We start from the raw sequence: 16,765 nt of genomic DNA, 5'->3' as shown, positions 1-16,765 counted from the left end.
AACCCGCCCTGGTCGTTCCGGGAGGGCGCGGGCGCCACGTGACCCGACAGTGCACCCCAACGGTCGGTCGAGGGGTTGTTGTTCGAACACCTGTTCGATAGACTGCCGGCATGACCTTGGGGGCCGGCGAGGCAGGGGACGAGCAGACCGACGTCTCCGGCACGCCCCTGCTGCAGGCCGTCGACGCCGTCCGCGACGCCGTATCGGGCTTGCGGGCCCAGCTCGGTGACGACGTGGTCTGGCAGAGCAGCGACCGGACGGTCCTCACCGCCGTCGGCGACCTCGCCCGGGTCCGGGCCGCGTTGGAGGAGGCCCACCTGCGCCTGGTCCGCGAGGTCGACACCCGCGGCGTCGCCGAGGCCTCCCCCGTCGCGACCACACCCGAGGGGTTCCTCCGCACGGCCTGCCTGATGAGCGCCGCCCGTGCCCGCGCCGACGTCGCCGCCGCCCGCGCCCTCACCCCCGACGCCCCCCTGCACCCCTTCGCCGCGCTGCTGGCCGGCGGCGAGGTGTCCCGCGCCCACGTCGACGCCGCCGTCGTCTGCCTCGACACGATCCCCACCAAGGTCCAGCAGCAGCCCGGCTTCACCGACGAAGCCGTCGCCTACCTCCTGCTCGCCGCCGACGGCGGCACCCCGACCGACATGAACGTCGCCGCGAAGCACCTGCTCGCCAGCCTCGTCCCGGACCGCGAGGACCGCCACGACGAACGCTCCTTCGACCGACGCTTCCTCGACCTCGCCACCGACGCCAGCGGCATGACCGTCGGCCGCTTCCAGCTCGACCCCGTCGCCGGCGCCGCCCTACGCACCGCCCTGCAACGCTGGTCCGCCCCCGACCCCGCCGGCAGCACCACCACAACCGCGAGCCAGGGTGACGCCGGTGCTCCAGGCCGGCGCCCGACGAACGGCGCCACAGACACGCCCGGGGACCTCGGCCAGCTGCGCGGCGAGCAGACCGACGCCTGGGGCAGCGACAGCAAGGCGGCGGGGCAACCCGACCGCCGCCAGCCCCGCCAACGACGCGCCGACGCCCTCGGACACCTCCTCCAGGTCGCCCTCGGCGTCGAGGCTCCACACCGCGGCGAGCGGCCCCGCGTCGTCGTCACCATGAGCCTCGACCAGCTCCAGCAGCTCGAGCAGTCGCGCCGACCCGGTACCCACGACGGCAACACCCACGACAACCTCGACCACGACGGCTGCGCCCACGACGGCGGCCCCACCGGCAACCGCGCCGCCGGCGGCGGCCCCACCGTCATCGGCCTGCCCGAGGTCGACGGCGCAGGCCCGATCCCCACCTGGGCCGCACGCACGCTCGCCTGCGACGCGGTCCTGCAACGCCTCGTGCTCTCCCCCACCGACACCCCCCTGCAGCTCGGCCGCACCGTCCGCCTCGCCTCCCTCTCCCAACGCCGCGCCCTCGCCGTCCGCGACGGCGGCTGCGTCATCCCCGGCTGCACCGCCCCACCCCAGGTCTGCGACGCCCACCACCTCACCCACTGGGCCGACGGCGGACCCACCGACCTGTGCAACCTCTGCCTGCTCTGCCCCGCCCACCACGCCGCCGTCCACACCGGCACCTGGACCCTCACCACCGACCACGAAGGCCAGATCTGGATCACACCCCCGCGCCACGTCGACCCCCGACGACAACCCCGACCAGCCTGGCACCAACGCGCCCGACGAACCCGCCACGCCGCCTGAGCGCGCACCGGAAAGCTGCCTGCGGGTCGGGACGCCGTCCGGCTAAGGCGTCGCGCCGTCGCCGGAGGCCCACACCTCACGCAGGTCGGCGAGGTGCACCGACCGCGACGGGTCGATGCTGCCCCCCAGGGCCAGGTAGGTGGCGGCGAAGTCGGTCCGGGCCACCAGCGTGGCCAGCCGCTGCAGCGGGCGCCCCGGGGGCGCCGCCAGCTCGCTGACCCGGACCCCCGCGTGGGAGGCCACGGCCCGGACGGGGCCGGCGTGCGGGACGTCCTCGGTGTCCGACAGCAGCAGCAGACGCAGCTGCGGGCCGGGCGGCCCGTCGAGGAACGGGTCGGCGAAGATCGGGTCGACGCCCGCGCCCCCGCCCGGTCCCCCGGCGCTGCCCGCGCCCCCGACGAACTGCCCGTCGAACAGCGACACCACGTCCCCGGCGTCGTCCGGCAGCGTGCCGCGGACCGCGGGCACCCGGGCGGTTCGGGCCAGCATCGACACCACCCGCGCGGCGGCGGCCTCCGCGGCGTCGCCGTCGCTCAGCACCACCGGCACCACGCCGTCGAGCTCGAGGGCCAGCACCTTGGCCGGGTTGACGAACCCGGGCGAGGCGGGCCGGCAGGTCTCGGCCTCCTCGTCCAGGCGGTCCGCCGCCAGACCGAGGTCGTGCGCGTCGAGGTCCAGGACGTCTGCCGCCCCGCACGCCAGCAGCACCGGCGCCAGCAGCGACCACAGACCCGTGCGGGAACCCGCAGCCGGCACCCCGGGGACGCCGTTGCGCGGCACGGCCAGGACCGTCCCCCGGGCCCTGGCCGTCACGTCGGCCAGCGGCGAGCCCTCCCGGCACACGGACACCAGCCGCGCTCCCCGCCGGGCCGCCTCCGCCGCGATCTGCAGCGGCTCCGGCGCCCGGCCGGACATGGACACGGCCAGCACCAGGTCCAGCGGACCCACCCAGCCGGGCAGCGGGCCACCCTTGCGGCGCTGGACGGGCACCGAGGACCCGGCCCCCGCGAGCGCGGCCACGACGTCCCCGACGACGGCGCTGCCACCGAGGCCCGCGACCAGGACCGAGCGCGGCCGACCGTCGTCACGGACCCGTTCGAGGTCGTGCTCGGCGGACAGCGCGGCGCGCACCTGCGCCCCGGCGCTGGCCAGCACCCGCAGCGAGCCCTCGCGGTCGACGCGCGCGAGCGCGTCGGCGTCGTCGAGGACCGCCTCGTCGATCATGGCCGGACGTCGTCCCGCGCCGGCAGGCCCGCGCCCGGCTCCCCCGGGACCGACCCGCCGGGCCCGGGCAGGACGCCCTCGTCGACGAGCAGGACGGGCACGCCGCGGTCGTAGCGGTAGGTGCGGCCGCAGCCGGGCGCCACGTCGGCGGCGCAGCGCAGCGCCGTGGCCCCCGCCGGGTCCTGGACGTCCAGCAGCGTGCTGCGGCAGGCGGGGCAGCGCAGCACCTCACGCAGCCAGGCCTCCACGGGTGCGGTCATGCGGGTGCCTCCTCCGAGCGGACCAACGACAGGACATGGTCTCGCACACGGGCCAGGGTCGTCTCGTCGACCGCCTCCACGTTGAGCCGCAGCAACGGCTCGGTGTTGCTGGGACGCAGGTTGAACCACCACGAGCCGTCGACCGCGGACACGGTCACGCCGTCCAGGTGGTCCAGCTCGACGGGCTCGGGACCGGCGGCGACGGCCTCGAGGACCCGCTCCGTGGCCCGGGCGGCGTCGCCCACGGTGGAGTTGACCTCGCCGCTGCGGGCGTAGCGGGCGTATCCGCCGACCAGCTGCGACAGCGTGGTCCCGACCGGCGTGCGCCCCAGCGCCTGCAGCACGTGCAGGGCCGCGAGCATGCCGGAGTCCGCCCCGTAGAAGTCGCGGAAGTAGAAGTGCGCGGAGTGCTCTCCGCCGAACACGGCGTCCGTCGCGGCCATCTCGGCCTTGATGTAGGAGTGGCCCACGCGGGTCCGCACCGCCCGGCCGCCGGCCTCGGTGACCACGTCCGGCACGGCGCGGCTGGTGATGAGGTTGTACAGGACCGTGGGTGCGGCCTCGCCGTCCGCGCGGGCCCGCGCGACCTCGTTGACGGCCACGAGGGCCGTCACGGTGCTCGGGTCGACGACCTCGCCGCGCTCGTCGATGACGAAGCAGCGGTCGGCGTCGCCGTCGGTGGCCAGCCCCAGGTCGGCGCCCGACGCGCGCACCGCGGCCTGCAGGTCGACCAGGGTCGTCAGGTCGAGCGGGTTCGCGTCGTGGTTGGGGAAGGTGCCGTCCAGCTCGAAGTACAGCGGCTCGACCGTCACCGGCAGCGCCGGCAGACCGGCCGCCTCACCCAGCACGGCCGGCACGGTCAGACCGCCCATGCCGTTGCCGGCGTCGACCACGACGCGCAGCGGCCGGATCCCGTCCAGCGGCACCAGGGCGCGCAGGTGGGCGGCGTACTCGGCCAGCGTGTCCCGCCGCGACACCGACCCCCCGGGCGCCACGGCGGGCGCCGCCCGGCCCTGCAGCAGGGCCACCGCGGTGTCCCGGACCTGGGCCAGGCCGGTGTCAAGGCTGACGGGTCGCGCCCCCCGGCGGCAGAGCTTGAGCCCGTTGTAGGCGGCGGGGTTGTGGCTGGCGGTGAACATGACGCCGGCGGCGTCGCGCGAGCCGGACACCAGGTACAGCTGGTCGGTCGAGGTGAGGCCGACGACCTCCACCACGGCCCCGGCCTCGGCCGCACCGAGGGCGAACGCCTCGGCGAGCTCGGGCGAGGACGGCCGCATGTCGTGACCGACCGCCAGCCGCGGCTCGCCGTCGGACTCGGGCAGAACCACCTCGGTGGCGAAGGCGGAGCCGAGCGCCCGGCAGGTGCCGGCGTCCAGCTGCTCACCCACCAGACCGCGGATGTCGTAGGCCTTGACGATGTCCTGCAGGGGGTGGTGCGGGGAGGGCTGCTGCACGCCCCTCACAGTAGGGGTGCGGCCGCTCGGATCAGCGCTTCGCGGTCCGGGTGAGGACGTCGGCGACGGGCACGTCCACGCCGGCCTCTTCCCAGCGACGGTGCTCGCAGTGGTGGCAGGCGACGAAGTCGACGCTGGCCCCGTCGGCCAGGCTCATGGTGAGCCGGGTGAGCCGGGTGCTGCCGCAGGACACGCAGCCCCCGGAGGCGCGGTTCTCGCGCTGGGTGAGCGAGCCCAGGGGCAGGTGCTCGTCGGCCCGGGGGCGACGCTGGCGCGGGACGACGGCGCCGGCGGCGGGGCGGGCGGTGCGGCTGGTGGCGGTGGCGGTGGCGTTCATGGGGACTCCTCGGTGGCTGCTGGGCTGCACCAGGTGTCGGCCGTAGGCCCGAAATCCTTGAGCCCATCGGCGTGTCGCGAGGAAAGCGCTGGTCAGGGGCCTTCCGTCGGAGGCGCCCCGTCGGTGGGTCCGAGCACCCTCAGGTGCCCCCGGCGCCCCAGCTCGCGCCCCGGGCCGGCGTGCCGACCGGTTCGGCCGGCTCCCTCGCCCCGTCCGTCCGGACCGGTGTCGTCGACGTCCGGCCCGCCGGGCACCGCAGCCGCCCGGCCGCGCTGGTCGGGACGGGGACGCGCCGCCTCGCGCACGGCCTCGACCAGGGCGAGCAGGTCGTCGTCGCTCGGCCCGGCCGGGCCGTGGTCGTCGACGGCCAAGCGCACGACCTCCCACCCCCGTGGCGCCGTGAGCCGGGCGGCGTGGCGCTCGCACAGGTCGTAGGAGTGCGGCTCGGCGTACGTGGCCAGCGGCCCCAGCACGGCCGTGGAGTCCGAGTAGACGTAGGTGAGCGTGGCCACCGAGTCCTCACCGCAGCCGGAGCGGGAGCAGCGTCGTCCGGATCTCACGGGGCCAACCGTAGCCCCGGCCGGCGCCACGGGCGGCGGCGGCGTGCCGACGGCGGCGAGCACGCCGTGGCCGTCAGGGGCCGACAGGCGGCGCCGCGGTGGCGTGCCCGCCGCCGGTCGCCCGCCGCCGGTCGCCCGCCGGTCGGGCGGACGGCGGTCGGGCGGACGGCGGTCGGGCGGACGCCGGTCGGGCGGACGCCGGTCGGGCGGACGGCGGTCGGGCGGACGCCGGTCGGGCGCCGGGCGTGCGCCGTCGGGCGTACCGACCAGCGACGCCGGAGGACCCCATGCGCGGTCTCGCCCGCCATGACCGCGTGTCGTGTCGCTGGTCGGTACGCCGCCGCGCGCCACGGACCAGCCGTGACGGGGGGCCGGGCCCGTCGTCGGCCGGGCCCGTGGGGGCTGGGCCGGGCTGGTGAGGGCTGGGCCGGGCCCGTCGGGGCTGGGCCGGGCTCGTCGGGGCTGGGCCGGGCTCGTCGGGGCCGGGCCGGGCTCGTCGGGGCCGGGCCGTGCTCGTCGGGGCCGGGCCGTGCTCGTCGGGGCCGGGCAAGGCTCGTCGGTCTACCGTGGCCCGCGTGAGTGAGGACCCGAGGACGTCCCCGGCGGGGCGGGCGTGACGCCCGGCAGCGGGCGCCGCCGTGACCGTCGGGGCCACGGCCCGCGGGGTCCGCTGCTGCCCGCCTCGCTGCCGGCGGCCCGGACCAGGTCGCAGCGCTTCGACGCGCTCGTCCTCGAGGCGGTGGCGAGGCTGGAACCCCGCTGGGGCGAGGCGCTGGCGCAGGTCGACCTGGCCGTGGAGCTGGTCCCGCCCAGCGACCCGTCACCGTGGGAGGAGGACGTCGCCCCGCTGGGCCGCGTCTTCCCCGCCGAGGCCGACCGCAGGGCGCGGCTCGTCGTCTACCGGCGCCCGGTCGAGGCACGGGCCGACGAGGACCTGCCGCGGCTCGTCCACGAGGTCGTGGTGGAGCAGGTGGCCACGCTGCTGTCCCGGTCGCCGGAGGACATCGACCCCTCCGTCGCCGACGACTGACCCGACCGGTCGGGCGCGAAGTCCCGGGGCGCCTCGCTTCAGTCGCGCACCAGGCGGACGGTCAGGGCCGGTGGCGGGGCCCCCGGCACCGTCGTGCCCGCCGTGAGCGGACCGTCGGCGTCGGCGACGGTGGCCCGCAGCCCGATGTGCACGCCCGTCGCCGAGCGGACGACGAGGGCGTCGGCCCCCTCCGCCTCGGGCTGCTCCAGCAGGCCGGTCAGGTCGACGGCGGCCGGGCGGCCGTCGGCCGGGAGCTCCACCGGCACCGAGCTCAGCTCCTGACCCTCGGCGTCGAGCAGCTGCAGCCGGGCCTCCCCCGTCTCGTCGTCCCCGGCCAGCAGGCTCAGCACCAGGCCGGCGGAGGCCAGCGGGCCCTCGGCGAAGCCGGCCAGCGGCAGCCGAACCGGGCTGGTCCACGCGGGACCGGCCGGCACGGCCTGGGTCCACGCACGGTCGACCGGGACCCCGGTCAGGCCCTCGGCGGGCTCGCCGTCCCGCTGCCGCGTCCACGTCGCCGAGGCCACGACGGGCACGTCGGCGGACACGTGGACCGCCCAGCCGCCGTCGGGCAGGCCGGACAGGTCCGCCTCGACGACCCCGCCGGCCGGGGCCACGAGCAGCTCGTCGGCCGTCACGTCGACGGGATCGCCACCACCGGCCGGCACGGCCCGGAGCCGCACCACGGCCGGGCTGTCACCGACCGCGCCGACGAGCAGCCGCGCGTCGCCGTCGGGCGGCACCAGCACCCCCGGCAGGACCAGCTCGGTGCTCGGCACGACCTGGGCGGGCTGACTGTCCCCGCCCTGCGGCACCAGGCCGGACAGGGCGGTGTCGGTGGCGGTGACGGCGACGCTGCCCTGCCGGGCCTGCACACGGGCCAGCACGGCCGTCAGGTCGGGGGCCAGCGCGTCGAGGCGGACCTCGGTCCGCTCCCCCGGCGGGACCAGGATCCCGGTGGACGATGGCGTCTGGACGGGACCGTCCGGCCCACCCACCGACACGTCGACCACCGCACCGGTCTCGCCGGGGTTGGCCAGCAGCAGCGTGGCCTGCTGCCCGACCCCGGTGCCTCCCAGCAGCGTCCAGGACGACGTGGCCGTGGTGGGGCACGCCGACAGGCCCAGGCCACGGCCGTCGCCCTCGGCCACCGCCCGGGCGGTCAGGCCGCGCACCGCGGCCCCGCCGTCGGCGGCCGGCTCCGCGGGGGCGCCCGCGTCCTCGTCCCCGGGCGCGGCGCAGCTGGACACGGAGCCCGCCGAGGCCAGCGTGACCGCGGGCGAGACGGCCAGCGGGTCGCTCGGCACCGGCAGCGACGTCAGCAGGTCGTCGGCGTCGTCCACCAGCGCGGTCCCGGGCGCGGTACCTGCCAGCACGGTCCGGACGTCGCGGTCCAGCTGCAGCGGCCCGGCTCCCACACCCACACCGCCGGCGACCAGCAGCACGACCACGGTCGCCACGGTCACCACCCCGGCGACGGCGGTCCTCGCCGTGCGCCGCAGCACCCGGGCGGAACGCGTCGGCGGCGGGACGACCGGCCGTCGGCCCCCGTCGAGCCGGCGGCTGGGCCGCCGGCCCGGCCACAGCAGGAGCAGCGCCAGGGCCAGCACGGCCAGGACGGCCACCGTCGTGGTGGCCGGCGGCGACATCGGAGCCGTGAGCTCGACGTCCGAGGCACCGGCGGGCAGCAGGAAGCCCTGCGCCCAGCCGTTCACCACGGTCGGGGTGAGCTGGGTGCCGGCCGCGGTGGCGCTCCAGCCGGCGCGGGCGTTGTCGGCCAGCACGAGCAACCGCCCCGGTCCGCCGTCGGGCACCCGGACCACGCCCGGTGGCGCCTGCTGCGACCCGGCATCGACGGGCTCCGTCGCCGGGTCGGTGGCAGGGTCGATGGCAGGGTCGGTGGCGGGGTCGACCGCAGGGTCCGAGGCCGCGGCCGGACGGCTGCCCAGCGCACCGCGCAGGTCCAGCGGCCCGAGCTCCTCCCCCTCCGGGCCGAGCAGGCGCGCCCGGGCCGGCACGACGCCGTCGCCGACGTCGGCGCTGTCCACCCGCCAGGTGGTCCGGCTGTCCTCCACCGACGTGCGCACCAGCCCGGCCCGCTGGGCCAGCGCGGTGTCCACGTCGGCCGAGCCGTCGACGACCACCCAGCCGATGCCGAGGCGCGCCAGCCGGGCGGCCACCTCGTCCCCGGGGACGGAACCGTCGCCCAGCAGCGAGGCCACGGCGTCGGCCAGGCGTCGCTCCCCGGCCCGCACGGGCTGGTCGGGCCGGGCCAGGTCGGTGGCCACCGACGCCTGCCCCGGACCGCGCTGCCCCGCGGTGACCTGCCAGCGCACGACCGACTCGGGGTCGGACACCGACCCGTCCAGCAGCAGCGTCCGGGTCGCCTGCGGCGACTGGGCACCGACCAGGGCCGGGGCCGGCAGGCCGGCCGGCGCCTGGACGGGGGCGACGAGCAGCCCGACGGCCAGCGACGCGGCGACCAGCGAGGCGGCGACGACCGGCCCGGCGAACCGGGTCCCGGCGGCCAGCACCCGGCGGCCCCGGACGTCGTGGCGCGGGTCGGCCCGGTCGGGGTCGTGCAGGTCACGCACCAGCAGGCCGACCACGACCAGCAGGGCCAGCACGGCCGCCGAGGCGGGCACGGACGCGGGCGCCCCGGTGGCCCGCTCGACCAGCACCGCGGCGACCCCCGTGACGGCCGCCGCCGCCGCGACGACCAGGGCGCACCAGGCCGCGGGCACGCGGGCCCGGGCCAGGGAGGCGACCAGGAGCAGCAGGGCGACCACGCCGGCCACGACGAGCAGCGCGAGCAGCCCGAGGGCCACGACCGGCACCGGGTCGGCCAGCACCGGGACCCGACCGGCCAGCAGGTCGGTCGGATCGGCGGCCCGCCGCAGCAGGGCACCCAGGGCGGGCAGCGTCGTCGCGCTCGGGTCGACCCCGGCCGGGTCCAGCAGCAGCACCCGCGGGTCACGGCGCAGCGAGGGCAGCCAGGGCAGCCACACCAGGGCCGGGGCCGCCACCCCGAGCAGCGGCAGGCAGGCGCGCCACGGCGCCAGGCTGCGGGCCCCGCCCACGACGCCCAGCAGGACGGCGACCACCACCAGCACGGGCCACGTCGCCGGGGACAGGGCCACCACGACCGCGGACAGCAGACCGGTCCCGGCCGCGCTGCGGACGGGACGACGGCCCAGGCACCCCGCCAGTGCGGCCAGCAGCACCGGGAGGAGGACGTGGACGACCAGGTCGCCCGCGTGCAGCGCCCCCAGCAGCCCCGTGGCGGGCAGCAGGGCCCAGGCGGTGGCCCCCGCCGCGGCCGCGGCGCGGGACCGGACCAGCCGACGCAGCACGGGGTAGGCCAGCACCAGCCCGGCCAGCGGGGCGAGCAGCACGACGGCGGAACGGGCGTCGCCCAGCGTGGCCAGGCCCGGGTCGAACCGGGTGAGCACGGACGTGAGCGCGGTCAGGCCCGCCCACACGGCGGTGGCGGGGTCCGCGACGCCGACGACCCCGAGGCCGACGTCGCGCCAGCCGGTCAGGGCGCGCGCCGCGAGCTCGGCCGCGTTCAGCCCGGCGGTGGGATCGGCCACGGTGACCTCGGCCCCGGCGGCGTCGACCGTCACCGGGCGCAGCAGCTCCCGCACCACCGGCACCGCGCCGAGCAGGGCCAGCAGCGGGACGAGGTAGGTCAGCGGGTGCCCCAGCAGCCGGCGAACCGGGCCGCCGGCGCCCAGGTCCAGGTCGATGAGGTCCTCGTCGACCGGTCCGGACTCCACGGCCTCCAGCGGGACGCCCCCGGACTCGGCGTCGGCGTCGTCCTCGCGTCGCAGCGAGCGGCGGGCCCGCCAGGCGTCGAGGTCGTCGCGCAGCATCTGCGCGCGCGAGCGCTGCAGCGGCCGCAGCGCCGAGGCCGGCACCACGCGCGCCCGGCGCGAGCGCCAGCGCGAGGACGTGACCCGCCAGCCGCGGGCGAGCAGCCGGCCGGCGGCGTCCAGCTCGGCCCAGGCCCGGCCGGGACGGCCGCGCAGCAGCCAGACGCCGGCCCGGGCCGGGGCGGCCAGCAGCACCCACAGCCACACCAGCGGCAGCAGCAGCAGCGGGGCCTGCACCAGCCGGGCGTGCAGCCAGTGCCGGCGGCGGGCGCTCTCCAGCCCGCCGGCCCGACCGCCCGCCCGTGGCGGGCGCAGCCCGACGCGCCGAGCGAGGACCCCGTGCAGGGCGTCGGCCGGCCGGCGGCCCCGCTCCAGCGCCGCCACGTGACGCACCGCGGCGGTCGGCACGACGGCCACCCGGTGCCCGGCCCGACGGACCCGCATGCACAGGTCGACGTCGTCACCCACCAGCGGGATGGCCGCGTCGAAGCCGCCCACGTGGTCCAGGACGCTGCGGCGCACGAGCATGCCCGCGGTGGACACCAGCAGGACGTCGCCACGGCTGTCGTGCTGGCCCTGGTCGATGTCACCGACGGCGACGTCGGTCAACCGGCGACCGCCACGCGACACCGTGGCGCCCACCTCGACCAGGCGGCTGCGGTCGTCCCACTCCAGCTGCTTGCAGCCGGCCACGGCCAGCGTGGGCGAGGCCCGCACCACCGCGAGCAGCTCGTCCAGGGCCTCGGGCTCCGGCGCGCTGTCGTCGTGCAGCAGCCACACCCACTCCTCGGGCGCCCGCGTGCCGTCGGGTCCGGTCCCGGTGCCCCCACCGGCCTCCGCGACCAGGCCGTCGGCCACGGACAGGCCGTGCGCGACGGACTCCCCGAAGCCGGCCCGGGCCCCACCGGTCACGACCGCGTCCACCACGTGCCCGGGGGTGGGACCCACCGCGGTGTCCAGCAGGACGCCGCTGCGGTCCGTGGACCCCGCGTCGATGGCGACCACCAGGTCGGGACGGCGGTGGGACCCGGCCAGGGCGGCCAGGGTGCGCGGCAGCCACTCGGCGCCGTCGTGCACCACGAGCACGGCCGTCACCCGGACAGGACGGGGCCCCGGGCCCGACAGGGCTCCGGGGCCGGTGGGTGCCTCGACGTCGACGCTCACACCCCGAGCCTGACGGACGCGACCGCCCAGAGGCGGGACGGCACGCTCAGACCACGCGCTTCTTCAGCCGGCGGCGCTCCCGCTCGGACAGGCCGCCCCAGATGCCGAAGCGCTCGTCGTTGCCGAGGGCGAAGTCGAGGCACTCGGCCCGGACGTCGCAGGAGACGCACACCCGCTTGGCCTCGCGGGTCGAGCCGCCCTTCTCCGGGAAGAACGCCTCCGGGTCGGTCTCCGCGCACAGGGCGCGGTCCTTCCAGTCCGGGGACGGCGGGCGACCGCCGGGCCGCAGCGGGAGGACGACGGCGCCGCCCTCGACCAGCACGCCCGGCGGCAGGTCGAGCCCCGCCAGGTCCCCCCAGGACTCGTCGAGCAGCCCGTCGGGCTCGTCGTCGACCTCGTCGGGCTCGTCGTCCAGCGGCGCCAGCTCCGGCGGGGTGGCGCGACCCTCGGCCCCGCGCAGCGCACCGTCCAGGTCGTCCAGCGTGCGACGGTGGAGGTCCTCCGGCAGGTCCTCGACCGTCGTTCGGGTGTGCAGCGGCAGTGCCATGACGTTCTCCTCGCCCCAGTGTCTCGTCCGGCCGCCGGGGTCCTGCCGGCCGGAGGACCGAGCCGGACAGAACGACGACAGTGAAATTACACGCGTGTCATCCGCCGGAAGTCAAGCCGGTCCGTGCTATCCGTGACGGGTTCGTCACGGATAGTGCCCATCTCGACGCGCTCCGCGACGGCGCGCCAGACGACACAATGCCTCCATGACGACTGCCTGCCACGGTCCCCGGCCCGGGGGGCCGACCTCGTGAGGATCGCCGTCCTGTCGGGCGGGGTCGGCGGGGCCCGGTTCCTGCGGGGCCTGCTGCGGCATCTGCACGACAGCGACCCCGACGCCCGCCACGAGGTGACCGTCGTGGCCAACACCGGTGACGACATCACCCTGCACGGCCTGCGCGTGTGCCCCGACCTGGACACCGTCATGTACACCCTCGGCGACGCCGTGCACGAGGAGCAGGGCTGGGGCCGGCGGGACGAGTCCGGCACCGTGGCCGAGGAGCTGGCCCGCTACGGCGTCGGCCCCGACTGGTTCACCCTGGGCGACCGCGACATCGCCACGCACCTGGTCCGCACCCAGATGCTGGCGGCGGGCTACGGCCTGGCCGCCGTGACCGAGGCGCTGTGCCAGCGCTGGCAGCCCGGGGTGCGGCTGCTGCCCATGACCGAGCAGGCGGTGGAGACCCACGTCCTGGTCGAGGACCCCGACCGGCGCGCGGTGCACCTGCAGGAGTGGTGGGTCCGGATGCGGGCCGGGGTGCCGGCGCACGGCTTCCCGCTCGTGGGCCTGGACCGGGCCCGCCCCGCCCCCGGGGTCCTGGACGCGCTGCGCGAGGCGGACGTGGTGCTGCTGCCGCCCAGCAACCCGGTGGTGTCGCTCGGCCCGGTGCTGTCGGTCCCGGGGGTCCGGGACGTGCTGCGCGGGACGCGGGCCCCCGTGGTGGGGGTCAGCCCGGTGATCGGCGGGCGCACCGTGCGCGGCATGGCGGCGCAGTGCCTGGCCGCCCTCGACGTCCCCTGCACGGCCGCGGGGGTCGCCGGGCTGCTGGCCGACGTGCTCGACGGCTGGCTGGTCGACGACGTGGACGCCCCCGGGGCGCACGGGTCGACGACCGACGGGGCGACGACCGACGGGGCGACGACCGACGGGGCGACGACCGACGGGCTTCGGGTCGTGGCCACCGACCTGCTGATGCGCGACGTGGCCGGGGCCGCCCGGCTGGCCGGGACGGCGCTGGACCTGGCGCTGGACCTGGCGTCGGAGCCCGCCGCCGCACCGCCACGGGGTCGGTCGTGAGCGCGCGCCAGACCCGGCCGCCGCGTCGCTCCGGTCCCGTCACGGTCGTCCCGCTGCACGACCTCGGCGAGGTGCGGACCGGGGACGACCTCGCGGGGCTGCTCGTGGCCGCCTGCCGCCGGGCGGGCCGAGGACCCGTCGACGACGACGTCCTGGTCGTCAGCAGCAAGGTGGTGGCCAAGGCCATGGGGTTGTGGCGGCCGGACCGCGACGAGGCCGTCGCGGCCGAGACGCGCGCCGTCGTGGCCGAGCGACGCACCCCCAACGGGGTCACCCGCATCGTGCGGGCCGCCGCGGGGCCCGTCATGGCCGCGGCCGGGGTGGACGCCTCCAACACCGGGCCCGAGGCGCACGGCCGGGTCCTGGTGCTGCCGCACGACCCGGACGTCGAGGCCGTCCGGCTGCGGGAGGCCGTGGCCGCCCGCTGCGGCGCGAGCCCCGCGGTGCTGCTGACCGACACGTCCGGTCGGCCGTGGCGCGTGGGCCAGACGGACTTCGCCCTGGGCTGCGCCGGGCTGCGCCCGACCGACGACCTGCGCGGCGGCGTCGACGCCGACGGGGCGGCCCTGTCGGTCACGGTCCGCGCCGTCGCCGACGAGCTGGCCGGGGCGGCCGAGCTGGTCAAGGGCAAGGCGGACGGCGTGCCGGCCGCCCTGGTGCACGGCTGCGGGGACCTCGTCATGCGGGAGCACGGTGCGGGGGCCGCCCCGCTGGTCCGCTTCGACGCCGCCGACTGGTTCGCGACCGGCACGGTCGAGTCGGTCCGTGCCGCGCTGGGCTGCCCGCCCGGCACGCCCGGGGTGGAGCCCGCGCCGGCCGTGCCGGAGGACGACGCCGTCGGCGTGCTGCGCCGCGCGGTGGAGGTGGTGCGGCGCGGCTGCCTGCACGAGCCCGCCCTGGCCGCGGTCGGGCTGCGGGCCGACGGCGACCGGGTCCTGGTCACGGGCACGGTCGTGGCCGCCGCCCGGCTGGCCGAGCGGGTGTCGGTCTGCGCCCGGGCCGAGCGGCTGGTGACCACGGTGGAGCAGCTGCCCGAAGGACAGCACGGTCACCCCGGCCGCGACGGCCACGCCGGTGGCGACGGCCGCGACGGTCGCCCGCCCGAGGTGAGGCTCGTCGTCCGCCCGGTCTGACCCGGGCGCTCAGGACCGGCCGGAGGTCGCCGAGGGCGTGTGCGTCGGCAGGGTCATCCGGGGGCCCCGTCGCGGTCGGGCGACGCCCGCCAGCTCCAGCAGCCGCTGCACCCGGTACCGGTGACCGGAGTAGCAGGCGATGACCTCGGCGCAGCCGTCCTCGTCGAGCACCTCGCCGGTCAGGGCCCAGGACACGTTCTTGCCCACGTGGTAGTCGTCGAAGCTGAACGCGTCCGGGTCGCCGTGGGCGCGCTGGCGCACCTCCGCCGCGCTCCAGCGCCCCACCCCGGGCAGGGTCCGCAGCAGCGGCTCCACCTGTGCCGGCTCCCGCTCGAGCGTCGCCTCCAGCCGGCCCGCGGCCCCGGCCGCCCGCAGCACGACGGCGCTGCGGCGGCCCTCGACCCCCGCCCGCAGCCACTCCCAGCTGGGCACCCGCAGCCACTGCTGCGGCGTGGGCGGCACGCGCAGCCCCTCGACCGGCCCACCCGCCTGGGCCGGCGCACCGGGCGCGGGCGAGCCGAACCGCAGGGCGAGGTCACGCAGCGACCGCCGGGACTCCTTGCCGGTGACGACCTGCTCGACGGCCGCGCCGACCAGCGCCTCCAGCACGGCCCGGCTGCGGGGGGTGCGCACACCCGGCCGGGCCCGCCAGGCGTCCACCAGCAGGGGGTGCTCCGGCCGGGGCCGGAACCCGGCCCAGCCGGTCCCGTCCGCGTCGTCGTGCCCGCCCAGCAGCTCGGGCACCCCGTCCAGCAGCCAGTCGGCCCCCGGGCCCCACGCGCGGGCGTCGACCTCGCCGTCGGCGGCCCGGGTGCGCAGCAGCAGCAGCCCCGGGCCGGCCGGGGTCTGCGTGGCCCGCCAGAGGCCGGTCCGGCCCTCCCAGCGGTGGCAGGGGTCGCCCCGGCCCCGCACCAGCGTGCCGAGCGTGCCCGGCAGGTCGACGGGCCGTCCCGGTCGCCAGGTGCGCGCCCGCTCGCTCACGGCCGGCCCGACCCCGCGGCGTCCCCCGTCGTCCCGTCCGGCCCCGTCCCGTCCGGCCCCGTCCCGTCCGGCCCCGTCCCGTCCGGCCCCGTCCCGTCCGGCCCCGTCCCGTCCGGCCCCGTCCCGTCCGGCCCCGTCCCGTCCGGCGCCGTCCCGTCCGGCGGTTCGGCACCGGGGCCGGTCCCGTCCGTGCGGGCGGCGCGCAGCCGACGGACCCGGCCCCGTTCCAGCAGCAGGGCCAGCCCGGCCAGGCCCAGGTCCGCCGCGCTCATCAGCACGCGCGACACCACGGCCACCAGCAGGGCCCGGCCCGGAGACATCACCCCCGAGAGCATCAGCACCAGCGCCGCCTCACGGGCCCCCGCGCCGGCCGGGCTCACGAAGGTGACGAACCCGACGCACCAGGCGAGCGCGAACGCCGTCACCGACAGCACGACCAGCCGCGGCGACAGCGCGATGTCACCGACCCGCGAGACCAGCACGAGCGTCTGGGCGCCGATGGCGAGCCAGGACGCGAACGCCCAGGCCGTGGTCCGGAACGCCCCTGCGAAGCTGATGGTGTGCTCCAGCGAGGGCCGCCGGGCCAGCGCCAGCACCCGCCCGAGCACCCGGTTGAGCACGGGCGGCCACAGCAGCACCAGCAGCGGCAGCACCCCCAGCGCCAGCCACGTGTAGCCGCCGGGCAGCAGGTCCGGCACCAGGGCGAACCCCGACACCCCGAGCAGCAGGGCCGTGGCGAACACGATGACGACGTGGACCACGGTGGCCGAGGCGGACCGCCGGCGCGAGACGCCCTGGTCGGCCGCGAGCTCGACCTGGGCGACGACGTGCCACAGGCTGCCGGGCAGGTACTTGCCCAGCTGGCCGACGAGGAACACGTGCCCCGTGGCCCGGACCGACAGCCGGCTGCCCAGGTCGGCCAGGACCGAGCGCCAGGCGGCCGCCGACAGCAGGATGTTGGCCGAGGTGAACACCAGCGCGAGCACCAGGCTGGCCGGGCCCAGCCGGCGCACGCCCTCGAGGAACTCGGCGCCGTCCAGGGCGAGGGCGAGGGCCGCCAGCGCGACGGTCAGCAGCAGGAACCCGTAACGGAAGCCGCGCGAGCGGACCAGGGCCTGGCCGCGCTCGACCAGCGAAGCGCCTCGTGCGGTCGGCGCTCGGCCCACCCGGTCCTCCCCTCCCGGCCGCGGGGCCGGGTGCGCTC

Annotated in this window: 13 protein-coding genes; 4 read left to right on the top strand and 9 right to left on the bottom strand. The window is 78.1% G+C overall.

Annotated features, from left to right (window positions below):
• Positions 1 to 110: 110 nt before the first annotated feature.
• Positions 111 to 1,703 (top strand): DUF222 domain-containing protein, encoded by a 1,593-nt coding sequence (locus SJY06_RS11085; protein WP_380167508.1) that lies wholly within the window; start codon positions 111 to 113, stop codon positions 1,701 to 1,703.
• A gap of 42 nt (positions 1,704 to 1,745) precedes the next feature.
• Here the strand turns inward: SJY06_RS11085 and SJY06_RS11080 are convergent, their stop codons facing one another.
• From SJY06_RS11080 to SJY06_RS11060, 5 genes are all read right to left on the bottom strand, one after another.
• Complete coding sequence (locus SJY06_RS11080; protein ID WP_380167506.1) at positions 1,746 to 2,927, bottom strand: SIS domain-containing protein; 1,182 nt, start codon at positions 2,925 to 2,927, stop codon at positions 1,746 to 1,748.
• Positions 2,924 to 3,187: a Trm112 family protein gene (locus tag SJY06_RS11075; protein ID WP_380167504.1), complete on the bottom strand. Its 264-nt coding sequence runs from the start codon at positions 3,185 to 3,187 to the stop codon at positions 2,924 to 2,926. Before SJY06_RS11075 ends, SJY06_RS11080 begins: the two co-directional genes overlap by 4 nt.
• A complete protein-coding gene (locus tag SJY06_RS11070) occupies positions 3,184 to 4,641 on the bottom strand; it encodes a phosphomannomutase/phosphoglucomutase (RefSeq protein WP_380167502.1) in 1,458 nt (485 codons plus the stop codon). The genes SJY06_RS11075 and SJY06_RS11070 overlap by 4 nt, the downstream gene beginning before the upstream one ends.
• A 31-nt stretch (positions 4,642 to 4,672) precedes the next feature.
• Entirely contained in the window at positions 4,673 to 4,978 is a 306-nt protein-coding gene (locus SJY06_RS11065; RefSeq protein WP_380167500.1) for a hypothetical protein, read from the bottom strand.
• 92 nt (positions 4,979 to 5,070) lie between these two features.
• Complete coding sequence (locus SJY06_RS11060) at positions 5,071 to 5,538, bottom strand: DUF3499 domain-containing protein (RefSeq protein WP_380167498.1); 468 nt, start codon at positions 5,536 to 5,538, stop codon at positions 5,071 to 5,073.
• 613 nt (positions 5,539 to 6,151) lie between these two features.
• On the opposite strand from SJY06_RS11060, the gene SJY06_RS11055 reads away from it, so the two are divergent.
• Positions 6,152 to 6,568, top strand: coding sequence for a metallopeptidase family protein (locus SJY06_RS11055; protein WP_380167496.1), 417 nt, complete (start codon positions 6,152 to 6,154; stop codon positions 6,566 to 6,568).
• Positions 6,569 to 6,606: 38 nt separating this feature from the next.
• On the opposite strand, the gene SJY06_RS11050 is transcribed toward SJY06_RS11055, so the two are convergent.
• A complete protein-coding gene (locus tag SJY06_RS11050; protein ID WP_380167494.1) occupies positions 6,607 to 11,604 on the bottom strand; it encodes a DUF5719 family protein in 4,998 nt (1,665 codons plus the stop codon).
• 46 nt (positions 11,605 to 11,650) lie between these two features.
• Positions 11,651 to 11,893 (bottom strand): WhiB family transcriptional regulator, encoded by a 243-nt coding sequence (locus SJY06_RS11045; protein ID WP_380169699.1) that lies wholly within the window; start codon positions 11,891 to 11,893, stop codon positions 11,651 to 11,653.
• A 507-nt stretch (positions 11,894 to 12,400) separates the two neighbouring features.
• Here SJY06_RS11045 and cofD point away from each other — a divergent pair.
• Both cofD and SJY06_RS11035 read left to right on the top strand, forming a co-directional pair.
• Entirely contained in the window at positions 12,401 to 13,447 is a 1,047-nt protein-coding gene (gene cofD / locus SJY06_RS11040; protein WP_380167492.1) for a 2-phospho-L-lactate transferase, read from the top strand.
• Complete coding sequence (locus SJY06_RS11035) at positions 13,444 to 14,580, top strand: coenzyme F420-0:L-glutamate ligase (protein WP_380167490.1); 1,137 nt, start codon at positions 13,444 to 13,446, stop codon at positions 14,578 to 14,580. Before cofD ends, SJY06_RS11035 begins: the two co-directional genes overlap by 4 nt.
• Before the next feature lie 9 nt (positions 14,581 to 14,589).
• On the opposite strand, the gene SJY06_RS11030 is transcribed toward SJY06_RS11035, so the two are convergent.
• Both SJY06_RS11030 and SJY06_RS11025 read right to left on the bottom strand, forming a co-directional pair.
• Complete coding sequence (locus SJY06_RS11030; protein ID WP_380167488.1) at positions 14,590 to 15,561, bottom strand: DNA-3-methyladenine glycosylase family protein; 972 nt, start codon at positions 15,559 to 15,561, stop codon at positions 14,590 to 14,592.
• On the bottom strand, positions 15,558 to 16,727 hold the full coding sequence (locus SJY06_RS11025) for a lysylphosphatidylglycerol synthase domain-containing protein (protein WP_380167486.1): 1,170 nt from the start codon (positions 16,725 to 16,727) through the stop codon (positions 15,558 to 15,560). Before SJY06_RS11025 ends, SJY06_RS11030 begins: the two co-directional genes overlap by 4 nt.
• Positions 16,728 to 16,765: the final 38 nt, after the last annotated feature.

The sequence above is a fragment of the Jannaschia sp. R86511 genome (assembly GCF_042466345.1).
Lineage (GTDB): Bacteria > Actinomycetota > Actinomycetes > Actinomycetales > JBBAYJ01 > Aquipuribacter.
Note: the sequence above shows the minus strand (reverse complement) of the source record. Positions and strands in the feature narration are given on the sequence as shown.